This is a genomic window from Bradyrhizobium sp. AS23.2 (genome assembly GCF_001908185.1).
Lineage (GTDB): Bacteria > Pseudomonadota > Alphaproteobacteria > Rhizobiales > Xanthobacteraceae > Bradyrhizobium.
Window position 1 is genome coordinate 68317 of the sequence record NZ_LGHM01000054.1, and the last position, 20057, is coordinate 88373.

16 protein-coding genes are annotated in these 20057 nt (G+C 63.6%); 3 read left to right on the forward strand and 13 right to left on the reverse strand.

Going from position 1 to position 20057, the window contains the following annotated elements:
• Positions 1-2140: 2140 nt before the first annotated feature.
• The gene (locus tag AC630_RS13355; RefSeq protein WP_074118984.1) at positions 2141-2389 is read right to left on the reverse strand and encodes a hypothetical protein; all 249 of its coding nucleotides are present in this window, start codon (positions 2387-2389) and stop codon (positions 2141-2143) included.
• 1098 nt (positions 2390-3487) lie between these two features.
• Here AC630_RS13355 and AC630_RS13360 point away from each other — a divergent pair.
• Positions 3488-3721, forward strand: coding sequence for a hypothetical protein (locus tag AC630_RS13360; RefSeq protein ID WP_074118985.1), 234 nt, complete (start codon positions 3488-3490; stop codon positions 3719-3721).
• A 50-nt stretch (positions 3722-3771) separates the two neighbouring features.
• Here AC630_RS13360 and ybaK read toward each other — a convergent pair whose 3' ends face one another.
• From ybaK to mobB, 8 genes are all read right to left on the reverse strand, one after another.
• Positions 3772-4245: a Cys-tRNA(Pro) deacylase gene (gene ybaK, locus AC630_RS13365; RefSeq protein WP_074118986.1), complete on the reverse strand. Its 474-nt coding sequence runs from the start codon at positions 4243-4245 to the stop codon at positions 3772-3774.
• A 236-nt stretch (positions 4246-4481) separates the two neighbouring features.
• The gene (gene fdhF / locus AC630_RS13370) at positions 4482-7250 is read right to left on the reverse strand and encodes a formate dehydrogenase subunit alpha (RefSeq protein ID WP_074118987.1); all 2769 of its coding nucleotides are present in this window, start codon (positions 7248-7250) and stop codon (positions 4482-4484) included.
• Positions 7247-8956, reverse strand: coding sequence for an NADH-ubiquinone oxidoreductase-F iron-sulfur binding region domain-containing protein (locus AC630_RS13375; RefSeq protein ID WP_074118988.1), 1710 nt, complete (start codon positions 8954-8956; stop codon positions 7247-7249). Before AC630_RS13375 ends, fdhF begins: the two co-directional genes overlap by 4 nt.
• A 250-nt stretch (positions 8957-9206) precedes the next feature.
• On the reverse strand, positions 9207-9491 hold the full coding sequence (locus AC630_RS13380; RefSeq protein ID WP_074118989.1) for a hypothetical protein: 285 nt from the start codon (positions 9489-9491) through the stop codon (positions 9207-9209).
• A gap of 89 nt (positions 9492-9580) precedes the next feature.
• Positions 9581-11233, reverse strand: a complete 1653-nt coding sequence (locus AC630_RS13385) for an OFA family MFS transporter (protein ID WP_074118990.1) — start codon at positions 11231-11233, stop codon at positions 9581-9583.
• A 320-nt stretch (positions 11234-11553) separates the two neighbouring features.
• The gene (locus tag AC630_RS13390; RefSeq protein ID WP_074118991.1) at positions 11554-11817 is read right to left on the reverse strand and encodes a sulfurtransferase TusA family protein; all 264 of its coding nucleotides are present in this window, start codon (positions 11815-11817) and stop codon (positions 11554-11556) included.
• 45 nt (positions 11818-11862) lie between these two features.
• Positions 11863-13119, reverse strand: a complete 1257-nt coding sequence (locus AC630_RS13395; protein WP_074118992.1) for a molybdopterin molybdotransferase MoeA — start codon at positions 13117-13119, stop codon at positions 11863-11865.
• 9 nt (positions 13120-13128) lie between these two features.
• Positions 13129-13656: a molybdopterin-guanine dinucleotide biosynthesis protein B gene (gene mobB, locus AC630_RS13400; RefSeq protein WP_074118993.1), complete on the reverse strand. Its 528-nt coding sequence runs from the start codon at positions 13654-13656 to the stop codon at positions 13129-13131.
• A gap of 175 nt (positions 13657-13831) precedes the next feature.
• On the opposite strand from mobB, the gene fdhD reads away from it, so the two are divergent.
• Both fdhD and mobA read left to right on the forward strand, forming a co-directional pair.
• Positions 13832-14722 (forward strand): formate dehydrogenase accessory sulfurtransferase FdhD, encoded by an 891-nt coding sequence (gene fdhD, locus AC630_RS13405; protein ID WP_074118994.1) that lies wholly within the window; start codon positions 13832-13834, stop codon positions 14720-14722.
• A complete protein-coding gene (gene mobA / locus AC630_RS13410; RefSeq protein WP_208867009.1) occupies positions 14667-15359 on the forward strand; it encodes a molybdenum cofactor guanylyltransferase MobA in 693 nt (230 codons plus the stop codon). Before fdhD ends, mobA begins: the two co-directional genes overlap by 56 nt.
• A gap of 5 nt (positions 15360-15364) precedes the next feature.
• Here mobA and AC630_RS13415 read toward each other — a convergent pair whose 3' ends face one another.
• From AC630_RS13415 to AC630_RS13430, 4 genes are all read right to left on the reverse strand, one after another.
• Positions 15365-15664: a hypothetical protein gene (locus AC630_RS13415; RefSeq protein ID WP_143198020.1), complete on the reverse strand. Its 300-nt coding sequence runs from the start codon at positions 15662-15664 to the stop codon at positions 15365-15367.
• A gap of 101 nt (positions 15665-15765) precedes the next feature.
• Positions 15766-16896 (reverse strand): FAD-dependent monooxygenase, encoded by a 1131-nt coding sequence (locus tag AC630_RS13420; RefSeq protein WP_074118997.1) that lies wholly within the window; start codon positions 16894-16896, stop codon positions 15766-15768.
• Between the two features lie 50 nt (positions 16897-16946).
• A complete protein-coding gene (locus AC630_RS13425) occupies positions 16947-18896 on the reverse strand; it encodes a molybdopterin biosynthesis protein (protein ID WP_074119026.1) in 1950 nt (649 codons plus the stop codon).
• 13 nt (positions 18897-18909) lie between these two features.
• Complete coding sequence (locus tag AC630_RS13430; RefSeq protein ID WP_074118998.1) at positions 18910-20016, reverse strand: molybdopterin-binding protein; 1107 nt, start codon at positions 20014-20016, stop codon at positions 18910-18912.
• Between the last annotated feature and the right edge of the window lie 41 nt (positions 20017-20057).

Genomic DNA, 20057 nt, shown 5'->3' on the forward strand with positions numbered 1-20057 from the left:
CAAGCAAGCGTCGTCCAGCCCCGCGACGGAGAGTCGATACCATCATCAAGCCAAGTCGCCGACAGCAGCCGGCCAGTTGACGGCAGACATACAAATCAGCCCCCCGCGCCGTGGGGTCCGCACCTATCCCCGGCGCGGGGACCGAGAGGCCGACCGGGTCTCTCCGGCAGCGTGATAACGTTGCACCGCACGCAGCGGACCGCAAAGGGCTCGGCGTCGTTACACCTAGGGGCGGTCCGCTTCAGCATCAGCCATTCACGCGAAGAAATCCCGTTTCTCGAAGATCAGAAAACCGACCCCAACCAAATCGTTGCCCTTGCTCTGTTCTCTGAGGTCGGCCTATTGGTCTCGCTGACAGCAATGCTCTCCGGCGAGCAAGGGCTCTGCTTCGGCGTGAAGCAAAGCGGATCATAGGCCGCGGCACCGGCTGGCTCGAGCCGCACTCACGTTAGGTTGCTCCCGCGGCCGGGCCCCAGTCGCGGGTCAGCACCGCGTTCGCGAAGGGTTTTGCTGCGCCCTCGCCTGCTGCTTCTCCAGCTGGTCCTCTACATATAGAAGAATACTGCGCCGGGCATTCGGGTCGGCAATCTTCTGAAACGCCTTGATTAAGCGCAGCATCTGCAGATCTTCGACGCTATTCGACATGGCAACGACCCCCCATCGAGAAAAGGCCAGTTCAAATCGGGAAAATATGCACCCATCTCACCGGGATGGGAAATTAGAACTTTGGCGAAGGTTTATGTCCCGGCGGCTCGCCGCCTGGGCGCCTTCTGGCCCATCGCCGCCGTAACTTGCTTGCAGTGGCCTGATAGCTAACCCTGTCAGAGCTGTAGAGAGACAGCTTTCGGGCGGTCTTTGGCGCGCCGTTCACCTGGAGGAAATGGACTTATCGAGATGCCACGCTGGCCTACGCCGATTGGATGTTAGGCTAGAAGGCGGACATCACGCGACCAATCTTGATCGCTGCGCAGATGAGGATTCCCCAGAGCGCGAAATTGATCTGCAGTGCTGCACTGCCATCGCGATCACTCCATTCCCTGTCAACAGTCGTCGCGTTTTCTTGGACGACGCACGCTGCTCCTGATCACATTCTGCGAATTCTGTACCGTTCGGTCGTTCCGCGGCAGACCGAAATCCGTGTTAGTCGCTACGGACTAGACGCTAACGACATGACGTCGATCAAAGGGTCCAGACAACTATAGCTCCACGGACCGAACGGAATCGATGGCGAAGTCTCACTTGTGCGAACTTCTGGGGTGAACCTCTACGCCAAAGTGCTCGAATACGCAGGGTCGGTTGTTACCTTATCCGCCACGGCCGGACTGCTGACGCCGCTCCTCTTGCGACCGTTGCGGGCATTGTGGATCCGCAAGAGCGCCTTGCGGCGCAGGGTGCTCAATCACTCTGACAACTGAGGAAAAGACTTGCCGCTCGTCTTGCTCGCCCGACCTCGCTGTTTGTGAAAGCGCTGCAATCGAGCGTATACCGCTTGGCGCGTGCGGCCGAGCCGTTGGCCAACCTCATCCGCTGTAGCACCCTCCCGAAAGAGCGAGAGCAAGCTCGCTTCCTCTTCCGGCATCCACGAGCGCGTCAAAGAGCGATCATTTGTCATTCGCGGGACCTGCAAGATGATCGGAAAGGCGAATCGCCCGAGACCTCTGCCGTTCAGACGCGTGGCGGTGCTGGCCGTCGTGGCTCGTCAGGGATGCGAGCAGGCGGCTCCACCCGCGGTGGCGCCGGCGACCGGCCAGGCTCAGGCACGCGATTGCCACGCGTCATCCACGCTGCCAGGAAAGCATAGTTGTGCCTGAAAGCCGGCACCCACCAATCAGAAACGTCTTCATGGCTCATGCTGCGAAAGAATAGCTTCGATCTATTGAGGAAAGGTTGCAAGCCTCTCCCGAGAGCGCAACTGATGGTTAAATTGGCCGCATAGCCAAGCCCGGTCGATACCGTGCTTGTTCGGACATCTAACCGTCTCGCGAGAGGATCTTGAGGTGTGGACGCGCTACCACGAGGCGACGTTCACGCTGATCGCGTGATCGCCAACTGAGCAGTCGGTGGAGGAAGATATCCGTCTAGGCGTATTCGACATCGGCGGTCCTTACCGGTAAGGACGGACCGCCGTCGGGTAGGCATATCACGCCGCTGCTCGGACCAACCTCGCACGCGCCTCAAGAACGCTAATCGTTGACACGAGGTTATCGCGACGCGCACGAAGGTTTAGCGCGAGCAGTGGATACGTTTGCTGGCGCACGTCGAACACCCCGGCCTTGGCCTCTTCCTCGAGAATATCGGAATTCATAAGATCGACGCGCCACCACAAATCCGCGATGAGCGCACTGAGTTGCAGTTCTCCGGTGATGCCGGAACGGGACACTTCTTGCATCGTTTGCCTCAACCTGAAACAACCCCTTCGCTGGGATTGATCTTTGGCCCTTGACTGAGCAAGCAGAATGCCAAGAGTGGGCCGCGCGCCCTCAAGTTCCGAAACTAGCCAGCGCCCACCGCATAAAGCTTAATTCGCGAGTTTGATTGCGATCGCATTCGCCGCAGTTAGATTTGCCCGCACCGGACATTGCACTGTCCGGGTCCACCCACGGCGAAGTCGCTGCGCCAGGATGTTCGGCACGGCGGCTTCGCTCGGAGCGCCGCATGCGTCGATTTCTGTCCAACAGTTTCTCCGTGTGTCTTTGGATAGGCTTGCTTGCGCTGATCGTCGTAAGCATAACCCGCATCGGAGTTGAAGCTTAGGAACGTAGGGGCCAGAACCAGACGGTCCGCCTGAGCTAGGCGCGCCGACTGCGGGCCGATAAAGAAAAATGACCGCCGAGCAGACCGTCAGAATAGACATGCAGAGCCCGCCTTCGCGACGGTCATTCTGATTGAGCTTCTCTCTGAAAAAGCAACAACGACGAGGGAGCGCGCTCGCGGAGCTGACCTGGGTGGGGAGCGATAGCCGCTCCGTCAGGGCTGTTGATGCCCTTCGAATTTCACGAGGATTGCGGCCCTATTTGTGGCCACATTCCTTGGCGATGTTTAGAGCACCGATGCCGTCCGGCATGGACCGTAGCGAGGATCACGAACTTGAAGTCATCGCGAAAACGGAAAGCTCGACATCGCCCCGCGGCGCCTTCGGAAGCGCAATTGACGCGCCAGATGTCGGAGGTCATTTCTTTGCGTGAGAGAGTTGCGCAGGCTGAACTCGCGACTCACCAATACGGCGCCAGCGGAGCGAGAGAAACGGCAAGGAAGATCAGGAAGTAGGCCCTACGAGCTTATCCGAATTGGTAACGGCCGCGCAGGCATTTATTACGTGTATCAATTTAATCTATTCGCTAGGGTGCCAGGAATAATTGGCAATAAAGTCGGCAACCGGTTCAATTTTAAAGCGGGGAGAGACCAAAACTAGCTGGCCCGCCCGTATTAGGCTCCCCCGGCCTACACGGCTAAACTTAGCTCTTTCGAATTTGGAGAACTTGCCCTCATGCCCGAAAATGGCGACGCAAAAGCCACCGCCGCTCTTCAACTATGTCAGTTTATTCTCACGCAGCTTTTAAACCGCGAATCCATTGATCCAACAGAGGTGGACGCCTGGTTGGAGGAACGCGCTTTGATCAACAGCGATCAAGAAAAGCCGAGAATGAAGGTAGCAGAGATCTTCGGAACATTTCGGGATGATCTCTTTCCTGACGAAGCATCAACCAAGCCTCTGCGATAGTTCAATCGCTTAACACTACCCACGCGGACCGCTATCGCTATTCTTCGCCTTCACGCGAGCACATCCGCGACGACCGCCTTCAAGGCATCCCGCACGTCGCCCGGCCTCAGCCGCACCTGCAAGCCGCGCTGTCCGCCATTGAGATAGACCTGGTCATGCGCGAGCGCGCTCTGCTCGATCACGCTGCGCACCGGTTTTCGCTGCCCGAACGGGCTGATGCCCCCGACCTTGAAACCGGTGACGCGCTCGGCTTCAGGCGGCTTCATCATCTGCGCCGACTTGCCGCCGGTGGCCGCGGCAAGCTTCTTCATCGAGACTTCCTGGTCGGACGGGACGACGACGCAGACCGGCTTGCCATCCACCAGCGCCATCAGCGTCTTCAATACGCGCGCCGGATCCTCGCCGAGCGCGGCCGCCGCCTGCAGCCCGATGCTCTCGGCGTCAGGATCGTAATCGTAAGCGTGAACGGAGAAGGCAACACCGGCGGCCGAAAGTGCGCGCGTGGCTGGGGTGACTTTGGACATGGTCAACGTTTAGCACCGTCATTGCGAGGAGCGAAGCGACGAAGCAATCCAGAGTCTTTCCGCGGGGGCAGTCTGGATTGCTTCGCGGAGCCTGTCATCGGGCCGCGCTTCGCGCGGACCCGGTGGCTCGCAATGACGGTGCGGGCACAATGATCGGCCACACACCGAGCCGTCGTCGCGACGCAAGCCGCGGCGGAGGACTCCGCGAAGCCCTGCCGCCAAACGGCGGCGGAGCCCTACTCCGCCGCGTCCCGCATCTCCGCACGCTCGGCCCTGACCGCGCAGAACTTGAACTCCGGGATCTTGCCGAAGGGGTCCAGCGCCGGGTTGGTCAGGAGGTTGGCCGCCGCTTCCGCGTAGCAGAACGGCATGAACACCATGTTTTCCGGCACGTCGCGGTCGGAGCGGACCTTCACCTCGACTGCGCCGCGGCGGGTTTCGAGCCGGATGAAATCGCCGGGCGCGAGCTTCTTCCTGCGCATGTCCTTCGGCGACATGAAGGCGACCGCCTCGGGCTCAATCTGGTCGAGCACCTGGGCACGGCGGGTCATCGAGCCAGTGTGCCAATGCTCCAGCACGCGGCCGGTCGAGAGCACCATCGGATACTCGGCGTCGGGCAGCTCATCGGGCGGAATGACCTTGGCCGGCACGATCTTGCCGCGGCCGTTCGCAGTCGGGAAGCCCGTGGTGAAGATGATTTCGTTGCCGGGTTTGTTCGGATCATCGGCCGGATAGGTCACGGCGCCTTCTCGCACCAGCCGCTCCCAGCTGATGTTCTTGAGCGACGGCATCAGCTCCGCCATCTCGGTGTAGACCTCGCCGGGGCCGGAGTAATTCCACGGCAGGCCCATCCGCTTGCCGATCTCCTGGATGATCCAGAGATCTTGCCGCGCATCGCCCGGCGGCTTGATCACCTGACGCGCGAGCTGCACGCGGCGATCCGTGTTGGTGAAGGAGCCCTCCTTCTCCGCAAAGGCGGAGGCAGGCAGGATCACGTCGGCGTGGAATGCGGTCTCCGTGACAAAGAGATCCTGCACCACGAGATGATCGAGCATGGCAAGCGCCTGGCGCGCATGCTGGAGATCAGGATCGGACATCGCGGGATTCTCACCCTCGATATACATGCCCTTGATCTCGCCGGCATGGATCGCGTTCATGATCTCGACCACGGTCAGGCCGCGCACGGGATCGAGCTCCTGGCCCCACAGCTTCTCGAAGGCTCCGCGCAGGTCGTCGCGACCGACCGGCTGATAGTCCGGCAGGAACATCGGAATCAGGCCGGCGTCGGAGGCGCCCTGCACGTTGTTCTGGCCGCGCAGCGGATGCAGGCCCGTGCCGGGACGGCCGACCTGGCCGGTGATCAGCGCGAGTGCGATCAGGCAGCGCGCATTGTCGGTGCCGTGGACGTGCTGGCTGATGCCCATGCCCCAGAAGATGATCGACGACTTGGCACGCGCGTAAGTCCGCGCCACCTCGCGCAGGGTTTGCGCCGGGATGCCGCAGATCGGCTCCATCTTCTCCGGCGTGAACTCCTTGATCTTCTCCTTGAGGTCCTCGAAACCTTCGGTGTAGCCCGCGATGTACTGGTCGTCGGTGAGGCCTTCGGTGATGATCGTGTTGATCATCGCATTCAGCATGGCGACGTCGGCGCCGGGTTTGAACTGCAGATGCTTGGTCGCGTGACGCGACAACGACTGCCGGCGCGGATCCATGACGAACAGCTTTGCGCCATTCTGCTTGACCGCGTTCTTGATGAAGGTCGCGGCGACGGGATGGTTCACGGTCGGGTTCGCGCCGATCACCCAGATCACTTCGGCGTCCATCGCCGCGGAGAACGGCGCCGACACAGCGCCCGAACTCAGACCTTCAAACAGCGCCGCCACCGACGAGGCGTGGCACAGGCGGGTGCAGTGATCGACGTTGTTCGAGCCGAAGCCGGTGCGCACCAGCTTCTGGAACAGATAGGCCTCTTCATTCGAGCCCTTGGCCGAGCCGAAGCCCGCGAGCGCCTTCACGCCCTTCTCATCGCGGATCTTGACCAACCCCTTGGCGGCGATGTCGAGCGCCTCCTCCCAACTCGCTTCGCGGAAATGCGTGAAGGGATTGGCCGGATCGACCTGGTCGTTGGGATCCTTCTTCGCATTCGGCAAGCGCACCAGCGGCTTGGTCAGGCGATGCGGATGGTGAATGTAATCGAAGCCGAAGCGGCCCTTGACGCAGAGACGGTTGTGATTGGCGGGGCCATCACGGCCTTCCGCATAGATCACCTTCTCGTCCTTGACCTGATAGGTCACCTGGCAACCGACGCCGCAGAACGGGCAGAGCGAATCGACCTTCTTGTCGGCATAGGTGACGCGGGTCTGCGCCTCGTCGAGCATCACGGACGGCATCAACGCGCCGGTCGGGCAGGCCTGCACGCATTCACCGCAGGCGACGCAGGTGGACTCGCCCATGGGATCGTCGAAGTCGAATACGATCTTGGCGCCGTGATTGCGGTAAGCCATGCCGATGACGTCGTTGACCTGGACCTCGCGGCAGGCGCGTACGCAGAGACCGCACTGGATGCAGGCATCGAGATTGACGCGCATCGCCGGATGGCTGGCGTCGGTCGCCCAGCGCTCGGCGGCGGGGAAGCGGCTTTCAGTGACGCCAGTCGTCTCGGCCCAGTGCCAGAACTTCGAATCCGGGTCGTGCGAGGTCGCGCGCGCCGGCTGGTCGGCAACGAGCAGCTCCATCACCATTTTTTGCGCCGACACCGCACGCGCGGACTCGGTCTTCACCTTCATGCCGACCGACGGCGTCCGCATGCAGGACGCAGCGAGCACGCGCTCGCCCTCGATCTCGACCATGCAGGCACGGCAATTGCCGTCGGGGCGATAGTCGGGCGCGGGCGAATAGCACAGATGCGGGATGTCGCGGCCCTGACGCTTGGCCACCTGCCAGATCGTCTCGCCGGGATTGGCTTCGACCTGCTTGCCGTCGAGCTCGAACGTAATCTTCGTCATTCGGCCGCTTCCTTGAACTCGTCAGGGAAATACTTGATCACGGATGTGAGCGGATTGGACGCAGCCTGTCCGAGACCACAGATCGAGGCATCGCGCATCGCCTGGCTCAATTCCTCCAGCAACGCCCGGTTCCAGACCGGCCTCTGCATCAACAGCGCCGCTTTCTGAGTTCCGACGCGGCACGGCGTGCACTGGCCGCAGCTCTCGTCCTCAAAAAAGCGCATCAGGTTCAGCGCCGCGGATCTCACGCTGTCCTGCTGCGACAGGATTACGATCGCCGCCGAGCCAATGAAGCAGCCGTATTTCTCCAGCGTGCCGAAATCGAGCGGGATATCGTCCATCGAGGCCGGCAGGATGCCGCCAGATGCACCGCCCGGCAGATAGGCATAGAAATTGTGGCCGTCAGCCATGCCGCCGCAATATTCGTCGATCAGCTCGCGCACGGTGATGCCGGCGGGCGCAAGCTTGACGCCCGGCTCCCTGACGCGGCCGGAGACCGAATAGCTGCGCAAGCCGTGGCGGCCATTACGCCCGTGCGATGTCCACCAGGACGCGCCCTTCTCGACGATATCGCGGACCCAGAACAGCGTCTCGAGATTGTTGATGAGCGTCGGCCTGCTGAACAGCCCGACCTGGAACGGATAAGGCGGCTTGTGCCGCGGCAGGCCGCGCTTGCCTTCGATGCTCTCGAGCAGCGCCGATTCCTCGCCACAGATATAGGCGCCGGCGCCGCGCCGAATGTGGATGGTGGGGCCGCCCGGCGGCAGCTTGGCGATCTCGATCGGCGCGAGCTTGAGCGCTGCCGGATACTCGTCGCGCAAGTAGATATAGACGTCCGTGGCGTCGACGACATGCGCGGCGATCAGCATTCCCTCGAAGAGGCGATGCACGTCGCGAAGCATGTAGAAGCGGTCCTTGAAAGTCCCCGGCTCACCCTCGTCGGCATTGACGACCATCAATCGCGGGCCAGGCTCGGCGAGCACGGCGCGCCATTTGCGTCCCGTCGGGAAGCCGGCGCCGCCCAGTCCGCGAAGGCTGGAATCATCGAGGGTCTTGAGGATGTCCTCCTTGCTGATCCTGCCTGCGCGAAGATCGCCAAGCAGCTTGTAGCCGCCTTCCTTTACATAGGCGTCGTAGTCGACATAGGCCGGAATGATCGGATCGGTTTCGCCGCGCGCAGCGGTATCAAGCACCTCCGCCGTGGTCGCGTTCAGCACATAACGGTGTCCGATTTCGGCAACGGGGGCGCTGTCGCAGAAGCCGACACAGGGCGCGCGCACAACGCGAATGCCGGGGCCGGCTGTGTCCTGCAGCTCTTCCAGCAGCTTCTCGGCTCCCATCATCGCGCAGGTCAGCGAATCGCAGACGCGGATGGTCAATGGCGGGATGTCAGGCTCGCCTTCCTTCACCACGTCGAAATGCGCGTAGAAGGTCGCGGTCTCGAACACCTCGGCGAAGGCAAGCTTCATCTCGTCGGCGAGCGCGGCAAGATGCGCGGCCGAGATCTGGTGATACTTGTCCTGGATCAGGTGCAGATATTCGATCAGGAGGTCGCGCCGCCTCGGCCTGTCGCCGAGCAACTGCTCGATCTCGTGGGAGGCGGTCGGATCGACCTGCCGTCCTTTGGGTGTGGCCTTGGCGCGCCGGCGGCCCTCGCCCGGATGCTCGAACTCTCTGACCTTGTGAACGTCGTCGTTGCTACTCATGGAAACGTCGCGTTCTCCTCAAAAGCGCGATGATGTCGGGCGGGATCGCCGTCGCAATCCGCTCTCATCTCCAGGCCTGATCGCCGGCAACCGCGTCGCCGGCGCCCCGCGGATCAGGTCTCATTCGACCCAACTCTAGTTGCTGGTATGCCAGATGCAAGAACAATTTAGAACGACTCTATAAGGAGTTAGGGGGCAGGGAGCCGCCCTGCCATACCCCCCCTCGCGCAAACTTCGCGCGGAACCTGAATCAGGTCTTTTCCATGCAGTCCTGGATGAAGAACCAGCGGTCATCGCCGATCAGGCCCCTGGCCTTCACCTCGGCGCGGCAGGCCTTCAGCTTGGGCTTGTTGGCCGACCACTTGGCCTTCATGTCCTTCAGCTTCTGCATGGTGAGCTTGATCTTGCCCGGCGGCTTGGCGGCGGTTGATGCCGCAGGAGCGGGAGTCGCGGGTGCGGCTGCGGTCTGCGCAGACGCGGCGTGAAGGCCCGCGGCCAAAAGCATGGCGGCGAGGCAGATACGGGTGCGAAGCATAGGAATCCCCCTTGGTCCCATTCTCAATGATTGGAAGGCGAACACCGCGGGAAGCTGGCGTCAGCTTCCCGCGGGCGGCGGGTTTGCGATCAGAGGATCTTAACCGCGCTCTCGAGCGTCTTGTACACGCCCCACGCCAGCGGAATGCCGACGACGAGCCAGAACATCGCGGCCTTGACGTCGAGGCCGCCAGTGCCGATTCCGAACGAGCCCGTCTGGACCACAGCGGCGCCGGCGTTAGCCGCCTGCAACTTCGCAACCTCTGCCTCGCTCATGTACCATTTCGAAGCGACCGGCTTGACCAAATAGTTGCAGATCATGCCCGCGATCAGCATCGCACAGAGAATGTACATGGTCGTGTTGTAGAGCTGGTCACGCGGCACGCCAGCCGCGAGTTGGAACTCGCGGATGTAGTTCACGACAACGGGGCCGATGATGCCCGCGGTGGACCACGCCGTCAGCAGCCGGCCGTGGATGGCGCCGACGAACTGGGTACCGAACATATCGGCGAGATAGGCCGGCACAGTGGAGAAGCCACCGCCATACATCGACAGGATGATGCCGAAGCCGAGGACGAAGAGCAGCTTCGAGCCCATTGCCGCGAAGGTCGGCGCCAGCGCGTAGAGCACGATGCCGAGGATGAAGAACGTATAGTAGGTGTTCTTGCGGCCGATATAGTCGGACAGCGAGGCCCAGACGAAGCGGCCACCGATGTTGAACAGCGACAGCAGGCCGGCGAAGCCCGCCGCGATGCCGGCGATGACGGTCTTCTGCTCGACCGAGAGCTGACCAAAGGCAAGCTCCGGATGCCCGATCAGCTTGCCGGCGAAGATTTCCTGGAGCATCGGAGAGGCCATGCCGATCACGCCGATGCCGGCCGACACGTTCAGGCACAGCACCCACCAGATCAGCCAGAACTGCGGCGTCTTGTGCGCGTTGTCCAGGTGAACGTGATGCTCGGAGATCATCGTCTTCTTCTCACTCGGCGGCGTCCAGCCATCGGGCTTCCAGCCGACCGGCGTCACGCGGTAGGCGAATGCGCCGATGGTCATGAAGACGAAATAGACCACGCCCATGACGACGAAGCTTTGCCACACACCGACGTCGGTCGACGTCTTGAAGTGGTTGATCAGGAGGTTGGCAAACGGTGCGCCGATCATGGCGCCGCCACCGAAACCCATGATCGCCATGCCGGTCGCCATGCCGCGGCGATCGGGGAACCATTTGATCAGCGTGGACACCGGCGAGATGTAGCCGAGGCCAAGGCCGATGCCCCCGATCACGCCGGAGCCGAGCCACATGATCCAGAGCTGATGCAGATAGATGCCGATGGCGCCGAGGATGAGACCGCCACACCAGCACAGCGCCGCAACGAAGCCAGCCTTGCGGGGGCCGGCACGCTCAAGCCAGCCGCCCCACAGAGCGGCGGAGACGCCGAGCACGACGAAGAACAGGGTGAACATCCAGCCGAGGCTTGCGACCTTCCAGTCGCAAGTGGTGGTGAAGAGCTCCTGCCACAGCGACATATCCGGACAGGCTTTCGGCGCGGTGATGCCGATCGCGCGTGAGAGCGGCAACCAGAACACGGAGAAGCCGTAGGCCATGCCGATGCACAGATGAATGCACAGCGCTGCCGGCGGCACCAGCCAGCGGTTGAAGCCGGCCTTGGCGATCGTTCGCTCGCGATCGAGAAAACCTGTGCCAGCGCCCGAAATCGTTCCGGCGCTCTCAATTGTTGTCATGTACTCCTCCCCTGCAGCCGCCCTTCTGAGCAGGTCTGCCGCTACGATCCAGTTCTTCAGCCCCGTTGCGGTGCAGCCAACGGTCCCTGCTACCCCGCACAATCATCCGACGCGCGCCAGGATCATCGCGCGCATCCGAAACGTTAACCCCGCAAGCGGGGCTCTATGCCCGATACAACGTGCTGTCTTCGTGGGTGGGGCCCCGTTGACGCGTATCGCAGACAAGACTCAACCTCCGCGTCTGCACGGAGATCGTCAATTGGGCAGAAGCTGTCGTTGATGTCGATAGACAAAAGGTCGGTATCAGCGAGGTTACGCTCTCACGGATGCAGCGCACCATTGACGCGCTCTATCGAGCCATTCGTCTTTTCTATCAAGAACACGATACGCGCGTCGCTGCGCTCGGTGATCTCAACCGTGTCGCCCGTCTCGCGGATCAGGTTCGGAATGTCAATCACCGACAAAGGATCGGTACAGTGCACTTCGAGCTGATCGCCCGGCTGCAACGGTTTCAGCGCCTTGCGCGTCTTTAACGCGGGCAACGGGCATTTGAGTCCGGTGAGATCGAGTATCGTTCTTGTCATGAACGCAACATGGCGGGGCCGATGATCGGCGTCAACGCAAGGACTTCAGAGCAGATCGGCATAGGACAAGAAACCTACGGCTTGCCCCGGTTCAACCTGCGTAGTGTCCTCGCCGAGTTCAACGAGACCGTCGGTTTCGACCAGAGACGACAACAGCCCGGCGCCTTCGCGCGGGAAGTTGACCGCTTCCAACGCGCCGTCGCTTCCACGCCGCAACGATGCGCGAACGTATTCGCGGCGGCCGATCTTCTTCTTGTAGGCAAACGCAGCGCGCACGGGAATCGGCGAGAGCGGTTCGGGCAGACCGCCGGCCAGCGCAAGCACGGTCGGCCGCACCACATGGACGAACGTGACGAAACTCGCGACGGGATTGCCCGGCAATCCAATCAGCGGCGTGCCGTCGATGATGCCCATCGCCACGGGCCGGCCCGGCTTGATCGCCATCCGCCACAGCACCAGCGAACCTACGCTCTCGACCGCAGCCTTGACGTGGTCCTCCTCGCCGGTCGAAACGCCGCCGGTCGTGAGGATGAGGTCATGGCTACCTGCAACCTGCTTCAAACCATTCGCGAGCGAGGTGCGTTCATCGCGCAAGATGCCGAGATCCGAGACCTCGCAGCCGAGCCGGCGCAGCATCGCCATCAGCATGAAGCGGTTGGAATCGAAGAGCTGCGATGCCGCGCGCGGCTCGCCGGGCGAAGTCAGCTCGTCGCCGGTCGAGAACACGGCAACGCGAATGCGCCTGACGACGTCGAGCCGGGTCAGGCCGAACGCCGCGGCGAGCGCGACATGCTGAGGCAGCAACCGCTGGCCAGCGCGCAACGCAACGTGCCCTTCGGGAATGTCCTCGCCCGCGGGGCGGACATTGGCGCCGGGCTTCAGCCCCGGCGGCAGCACGATTCGGCCGGCATCATCGATTTGGACATCTTCCTGCATGAAGACGGTTTCGGCATCCGGCGGCATCGGCGCGCCGGTGAAAATGCGCGCGGTATGGCCGGGCTTGATCGGTGCTTGCGCGAGGCCGCCGGCCTGGATACGGCCGTCGACCGGGAGCGCCTGTTCGGCGCTATCAGGAAGATCGGCGTTTCGCACGGCATAGCCGTCGACAGCGGAATTGGTGAAGGGCGGCAGCGGCAGGGGCGCTGCGATATTACGCGCCAGCACGCGCCCATCGGCATCGACGAGCGCCACGGTTTCGAGATCGGCAATCGCGTTGACGCGGGTCGTGATCAGACCAACGGCCTCGTCGACCGACATCATCGGGCCGCCGAAGGCAAAGCAATCGTCAGACAGTTGCGCCATGGTGCCTCGTCAGCGCATTGCAGCGCTTTTTGCCACCGCTTCCTCGAGTGGCATGGCCGCGCGCAGCATCAGGGCCGCGACGGCCGGGATATCGTCGAGATGGACAGTGGGCAGCCGGGTTTCAATCGCGATGTCGGTCGCGATCCCGACAATCCCGGGGTCATCGGGAAACAGCAGCGGCTTGTCGTTGGCGGCGCGGTGCACCTCGATCTTGCGATGCGGCTCGCGCTTGAACCCCTCGACCACGACGAGATCGACCGCCGACAGCTTGCCGAGCAGTTCCGGCAGCCGCGGCTCCGCCGCGCCGCGCAGCTCATGCATCAGGGCCCAGCGGTTCGCCGAGGAGACCAGCACCTCGGCCGCACCCGCCTCGCGGTGGCGCCAGGAATCCTTGCCGGGCACATCGACGTCGAACCGGTGATGCGCATGCTTGATCACAGAGACGCGCAGACCTTGTGCGTTGAAATGGGGGATCAGCCGCGTCAACAGCGTGGTCTTGCCCGCACCGCTCCAGCCTGCAAGGCCGATGACTTTCATTCCAGGTCTCTCTCGCAACCGGCACGCGCCGATGGAACCTCTAGCAATCCAGACTGCCACCGCGGAGATAGTCTCGATTGCTTCGCTGCGCTCGCAATGACGAACGGAGGCATTTCACCTATTCCCCGCCATGCTTATATCGGCTTGACCCGAATGTCATGCTAACGTCGCAACCATGATGAAGATCGACAAAGTCCCGGTGCCCCTGATCATCCCTGACACGGACGACCCGCGCCTGACCCAGGGCGTGACCGGGACCGACCAGACCGGCGCCAAGGTCGAGATCAAGGTGCCGATGGAGCGACCGCTAACGCTCTACCTGAATTCGCAGGAGATCGTCACCATGATGACGATTGGCGACTATCCGGAATATCTGGCGCTCGGCTACCTGCTGAACCAGAATATGCTGAAATATAGTGACGCGGTCACCGAGGTCGAATACGACGACGACCTTCAGGTGGTCGTCGTGCGCACCGAGCACGACACCAATTTCGAAGCCAAGCTGAAGAAGCGCACGCAGACTTCGGGCTGTGCGCAAGGCACCGCCTTCGGCGACCTGTTAGAGGCGGTCGAGAGCGTCGCGCTGCCCAAGGCCGAGCTGCGCACCTCCTGGCTCTACCAGATGACGCAAACCATCAACACCATGCCCTCGCTCTACCTCGAGGCAGGTGCGATTCACGGCTGCGTGCTGTGCAAGGAGGGCGAACCGCTCTGCTACACCGAGGACGTCGGCCGCCACAACGCCGTGGACAAGATCGCGGGCTGGATGTACCGCCACGGCGTCGATGCATCCGACAAGATCCTCTACACCACGGGACGCCTGACTTCCGAGATGGTGATCAAGACGGTGCGGATGGGAATTCCGATCCTGGTGTCGCGCTCCGGCTTCACCGCCTGGGGTGTCGATCTTGCACGCCAGGTCGGCCTGACGCTGATCGGCCGCACCCGCGGAAAACGTTTCATCGCATTGGCTGGCGAGGACCGCATCGTCTACGACCAGAACCTCGCTTATGTCGAGGAAGAATCGGCCAAGCACAAGCGCAAGGGTGAAGGTGGTGACGACTGAGATTCCGCTGACGAGCATTCCATCGACTCTTGGTGTGCTGCTCGCCGGCGGCCTGGCGCGGCGCATGGGCGGCGGCGACAAGCCGATGCGCACCATCGGCGGCCGCACCATCCTGGAGCGCGTGATCGCGCGCCTCTCGCCGCAATGCAGCGGGCTGATCCTCAATGCGAATGGCGATCCCGCGCGTTTCGCCGCGTTCGGCTTGCAGATCATCGCCGACGACGTGCCCGGCTTTCCCGGCCCGCTCGCCGGCATCCTCGCCGCGCTCGACTGGACCGCAACGAACCGGCCCGAGGTCGAATGGGTGCTCAGCGCCGCCGGCGACTGCCCGTTCCTGCCGCGCGATCTCGTCGCGCGCCTGCATGAAGCGCGAGAGCGGGAGAACGCGCAGCTCGCAGTCGCCGCATCGGGCGATCAGTCGCATCCAGTGATCGGCTTGTGGCGCGTCGCCTTGCGCGACGAGCTACGTCACGCCCTGGTCGTCGAGGACCTCCGCAAGATCGATCGCTGGACCGCGCGCTATCCGCTCGCGACGGTGACATGGCCGGCCGAGCCGCTCGATCCGTTCTTCAATGCCAACACGGTCGAGGACATCGCCGAAGCCGAGCGGCTGGCGGCGCTGGATGCGGCAATCTAGCGAACTCACGATTTGGGAAATTCGTTGAGGAGCTGCGTCCAGACGATCGCGAAGGTGATCAGCCCGCAGAGACCGACAGCAGTACTGAATCGCGGCAGACGTCCGAGCGCGACCAGCAGCCAGACCGGAAGGAAGAAGAGCCCAAAGATCATGCCGAGCGGAAATACCGCGAGCCATTGAAAGCCGGTGCCGTCGCCGGGCGGGACATGGGCGATCGCGTAGAATGTATAGAGCCAGAACAGCGTTCCGGCGGCTGCGACGAGGGCGGCAATTTTGCGGAAATTGAGGGGCGCTGACGTGGTCATGGCTGGCTCACGTTCCTTTGTCGCGGCGGCGGCCATCCGAGTTCATGGGGTGCATTGAACCGGATCGAAGCCGGCAGCGACGCGCGCCAGTTGTCCCAGGATCAGGCGGCCAGCGGCACCGACCAGGCGTCGTAGCCGTAGACCCAGCTCGTATCCGTCCTCTCCTTCAGCCAGATGTTTGCGCGCGAGGTCTCCTGCACCCGCGTCGTCCGCTCTTTTCGCGTCGCCTCGAAGCGCCGGAACGCGTTGGCGACGCCATCGCGCTCAACGCCGTCGAGGCAGCGCGAGAGCACGGCGGCATCCTCGATGGCCATGGCCGCACCCTGCGCCATATAGGGCGTCATCGGATGGCAGGCATCGCCGAGCAGCGTCACCTTGCCGTCGGCCCAGCGATCCAGCGCATCGCGGTCCATGATCGCCCATTTGTGCACATCGGGACAGGCGGCGAGCACCTGGCCGACCTGCGGATGAAAGCCTTCGAACGATGCACACAGATCGCGCACATCACCCTTCGCCGACCATGACTCGATGCGGAAGTTCGGCTCGGGCTGGCTGGTGACGAGGTAGACCTCGCTGCGGTCCGGCTTGACGTAATAGATCACGATGTGGCGGTCCTCGCCCCACCATTTGGTGCAGTCGTCGATCGTCCCGCCGCCGAGCAGCGCGGCGGGATAGGTGGTGCGATAGGCGATGCGGCCGGAGAATCTCACCGGCGCGGTGTCAAACAGGATGTCGCGCACCGCCGAATGAACGCCATCCGCACCGACCACTGCGTCGGCAATAGCGCTGGTGCCGTCGGCAAAGGTCAGCCGGCCGCCCTCGCCGGTCTCGTCGAGACCGACAAGCTTGTGGTTGAGCCGCACGCATTCGTCCGGCACCGCGCTCGCCAGTGCCGCGTGGAGATCGCCGCGATGGGCGAGCAGATAGGGCGCGCCGAATTTCTCCTCCGCGCTCTCGCCGAAGATCATGTCGAACTTGATGTCGCCGCTGCGCCAGTCGCGGTTGTTCCAGGAGCGCGGATAGAAGGACTGGCTGCGCATCCGGGCCTCCAGCCCCAGCGCGCGCAGCACCTTCATGGCGTTGCAGCCGACCTGGATGCCGGCGCCGATCCGGGCGAATTGGGAAGCCTGCTCGTAGACCATCACGTCGATGCCAACGCGCCTGAGCGCCGCGGCAGTCGCAAGCCCGCCCATGCCGGCACCCACGATCGCAACCGAAAGCGGCCGTGCCATCGCGTCCCCCACCCTATTTGCCGCGCGGCTTGAATGCCGCGTCGTCTATTCTACGCGGGCCGGAAGCCGGCTCGCTCCAGTGCCGTACGCGCCACGCCCGAGCCGAGTGCCTCGAGAAAGGCCTGCACTGCGGGACGCTGCTTGCGCGCCGTCACCAAGGCAAAGTCATAATGCTCTTCCGCCAGCGGAATGAAACCGAGGCCGACCGCATGGGCGACCGGCGCAATGGTCATGCCCCAGTCGGCGCGGTGCTGCGCGACGGCGGCAGCAACAGCGTTATGAGAACGCGGCTGGTTCCAATAACCTTCCGGGCGCGCACCGCCGAGCAGCCGGTCGATCAGGATGCGCGTGCCGGCGCCCTGATTGCGGTTGACCATGATGCAGTCTGGGTCAGTGAGCGCAGCGGCGACGGCATCCTTCGGACTGAAGACCTCGAAGCGCTTGTCGCCTTTGCGGAAGACAATGCCCTGCATCCGCCGCCAGCCCGGCACGAGCTCGAGCCCCTCGACGAGGTAAGGTGTGTTGTAGGTTTCGCTCTTGTCGTCGAACAGATGGATCGGCGCAAGATCGCATTCGCCGCGCTTCGCCGCCGCAAGCCCGCCGAGGCTGCCGACCGCAATCGAGCGCACGGTCAAGCCGGCATGCGCGAGCTGTGCGGTGACGAGATCGAGGCCGGTGCAGTGGCTGCCGACGATGACAAGATCGGGGACCCGCACATGCGGCGTGAACAGCGTCACCTCGGCCTCGGTCCCCGCCGGCATCTGGTCGGCAAGCGCGTCGATGCGCAGGAAGCCGTCAGCCTGCGCGAACGAGGTGATTGCACCAGACCCCTTGCCGGAGGGATAGGCGATCAGGCCGTCCTTGCCCTCGACCAGCGAGACCATGACGAATTCGGTGCGGCCGAGTTCGGAGGCGATGCGCACCGGCACGGTCGCGTTCACCTTGGCATCGGAGCGCGGCGGCAATCCGGCCATCTTGCGCAGCACCGGCACGATCATGTCGTGGAAGGTGAACATCGCCGAGGTCGGAAATCCCGGCAGGATCACCACCGGCTTGCCATCGCACACCGCGAGGCACAGCGGCTTGCCGGGCTTGAGCGCAACGCCGTGCGCGATGATGCCGGGCTTGCCGAGTCGGCCGATGATGCGATGGGACAGATCACCCGCGCCCTTCGACGTGCCGCCTGATAGCACCAGCATGTCGGCGTCCACCAGCGCACGGCGCATGGCGGCTTCGAGCTTGGCTTCATCATCGGGAATGGCGCCGAGGAAAACCGCCTCGCCGCCATTCTCGTCGATTGCGGCTGCGACGATCGCGCCGTTGGTGTCGTAGATCGCCGCCGGCGCGAGCACTTCGCCGGGCTGCACCAGCTCGTCGCCGGTGGAGATCACGGCGACGCGCGGCTTGCGCGCGACAATCACCTCGGCGATGCCGCAGGCCGCCAGCATGCCGATCTCGCGCGAGCCGATGATCGTTCCGGTGCGAAGCAGCGCTTCGCCGCGCGCGATGTCGGAACCGGCATAGGACACGAATTGTCCGGGAGACGCGGCACGACGGACATCGATCGCATCCGCACCAGCCGGCTGGGTATACTCGACCATGACCACGGCGTCGGCGCCACGCGGCAGCGGACCGCCGGTGGCGATCGGCGTCGCGGTTCCCACAGCGACTAGCAGTATCGGCGCGGTGCCGCAGTGAATGGTTTCGCCGTTCAGCGCGAGGCGCCTGGGTGCGCCTTCGTCGGCTGCGGCGAGATCCGCCGAGCGCACGGCAAAGCCGTCGACATTGGAGCGGTCGAAGGGCGGAACATCGATCGGCGCGGTAATGTCTTCGGCGAGCGCGGTGCCGAGCGCATCGACAAGCTTGCGCGGCTCGCCCGGGACCGCGCGCGGGAACAGCGCAGCCTCGAAGCGCGCCAGCGCATCCTCGCGCGACAGGATCTTGAGGAACTGTTCCTGTTCGAGCGAGCTACGATCTTGCGACTGCGGGATCAAGGTCATGCCGGAACCCATATCATTCCCGCATCAGATAGGCATCGGCCGGCGCGCCCGCTGCAAATCCCTCGCTGCTCCCGAGAATGATCAGCCAGGCATCCGCACGGGCAATTGTCTGTAACGGCCACTCCCCCACCGCAAGCGGCATCCACGCATGATGTTCCTCCGCCAGCAGGGCGATCTCGGCGATGCCAACACTGGATGCGATCTTGCGCGCGAGTGGCAAGGTGGACTGTCGGCGCGGCCGGCGCGCCGACAGTCGGTCGATGAGCGGAAGCACGAGCGCGAACCAGGCCGCGAGCGCATGATCCGGTGAGCCGGGCAAGGCGACAGCGGGAACTTTTCCGAGCCGTGCCACAGCCGCGGTGCGGCCCGGCTGGAGCGCAAGGCCATGGGCGATCACGTCGCCTCGCCGGGCCAGCGAGGTCACAGCAGCATCGCGGCGGCCGACGCCGCTGCCGCCGATCGTCACAAGAAGATCGCAGTCGAGATCGCCGAGCGCCTCTGCGATCGATGCGGCGTCGCGCGTGCCGGCTTGGCGCGTTTGCACATGCAGTCCCGCAGTACGCGCGACGTCCGCAATCATATGCATTGTCGCCGCCACGCCCGATACATTGACGATGTGCAACCGCGGTCGTCGTACGCTCAGCCGGTCCAGCCCGGCAACACGCGCGAGCAGCAGAGCGGCGGAACCAACCGGATGCCCCTCTATCGCGACAGACGTGCGTTCTCCGATATCACTTCCGGCGCGCCTGACGCCCTGCCCCGGCACGGCCTCCGCCAGCACTTGGGCAAGCGGACCCGACATCTCGACGGCGTCAGCATCGAGCACACAGTCGGATCCCCTCGGCATCGCATCGCCGGCATCGACCCAGGCCGGCTTCGTTGCGAGCGGCAGCGGCGAATAGGCGGACGCTCCGACGAGATCATTGGCGCACAGCGCCCAGCCGTCTGCGGCGGCGATGTCGTGAGGCGGATAGGCCGCCAGCAGCGGGGTACCTGCCGCGACGCAACCGGCCGCTTCGGTCAGCGGCAGCTCCACCGGTGCAACCGGCCCGAGCCCTTCCAACAACGCGACGAGCGCAGTGTCGAGCGGCGTCAGCGATGGCGGCAGGCGCTGGGTCATGCGCCATGATGGACCATGCATCGCCCGGTTTGGCAACCGCT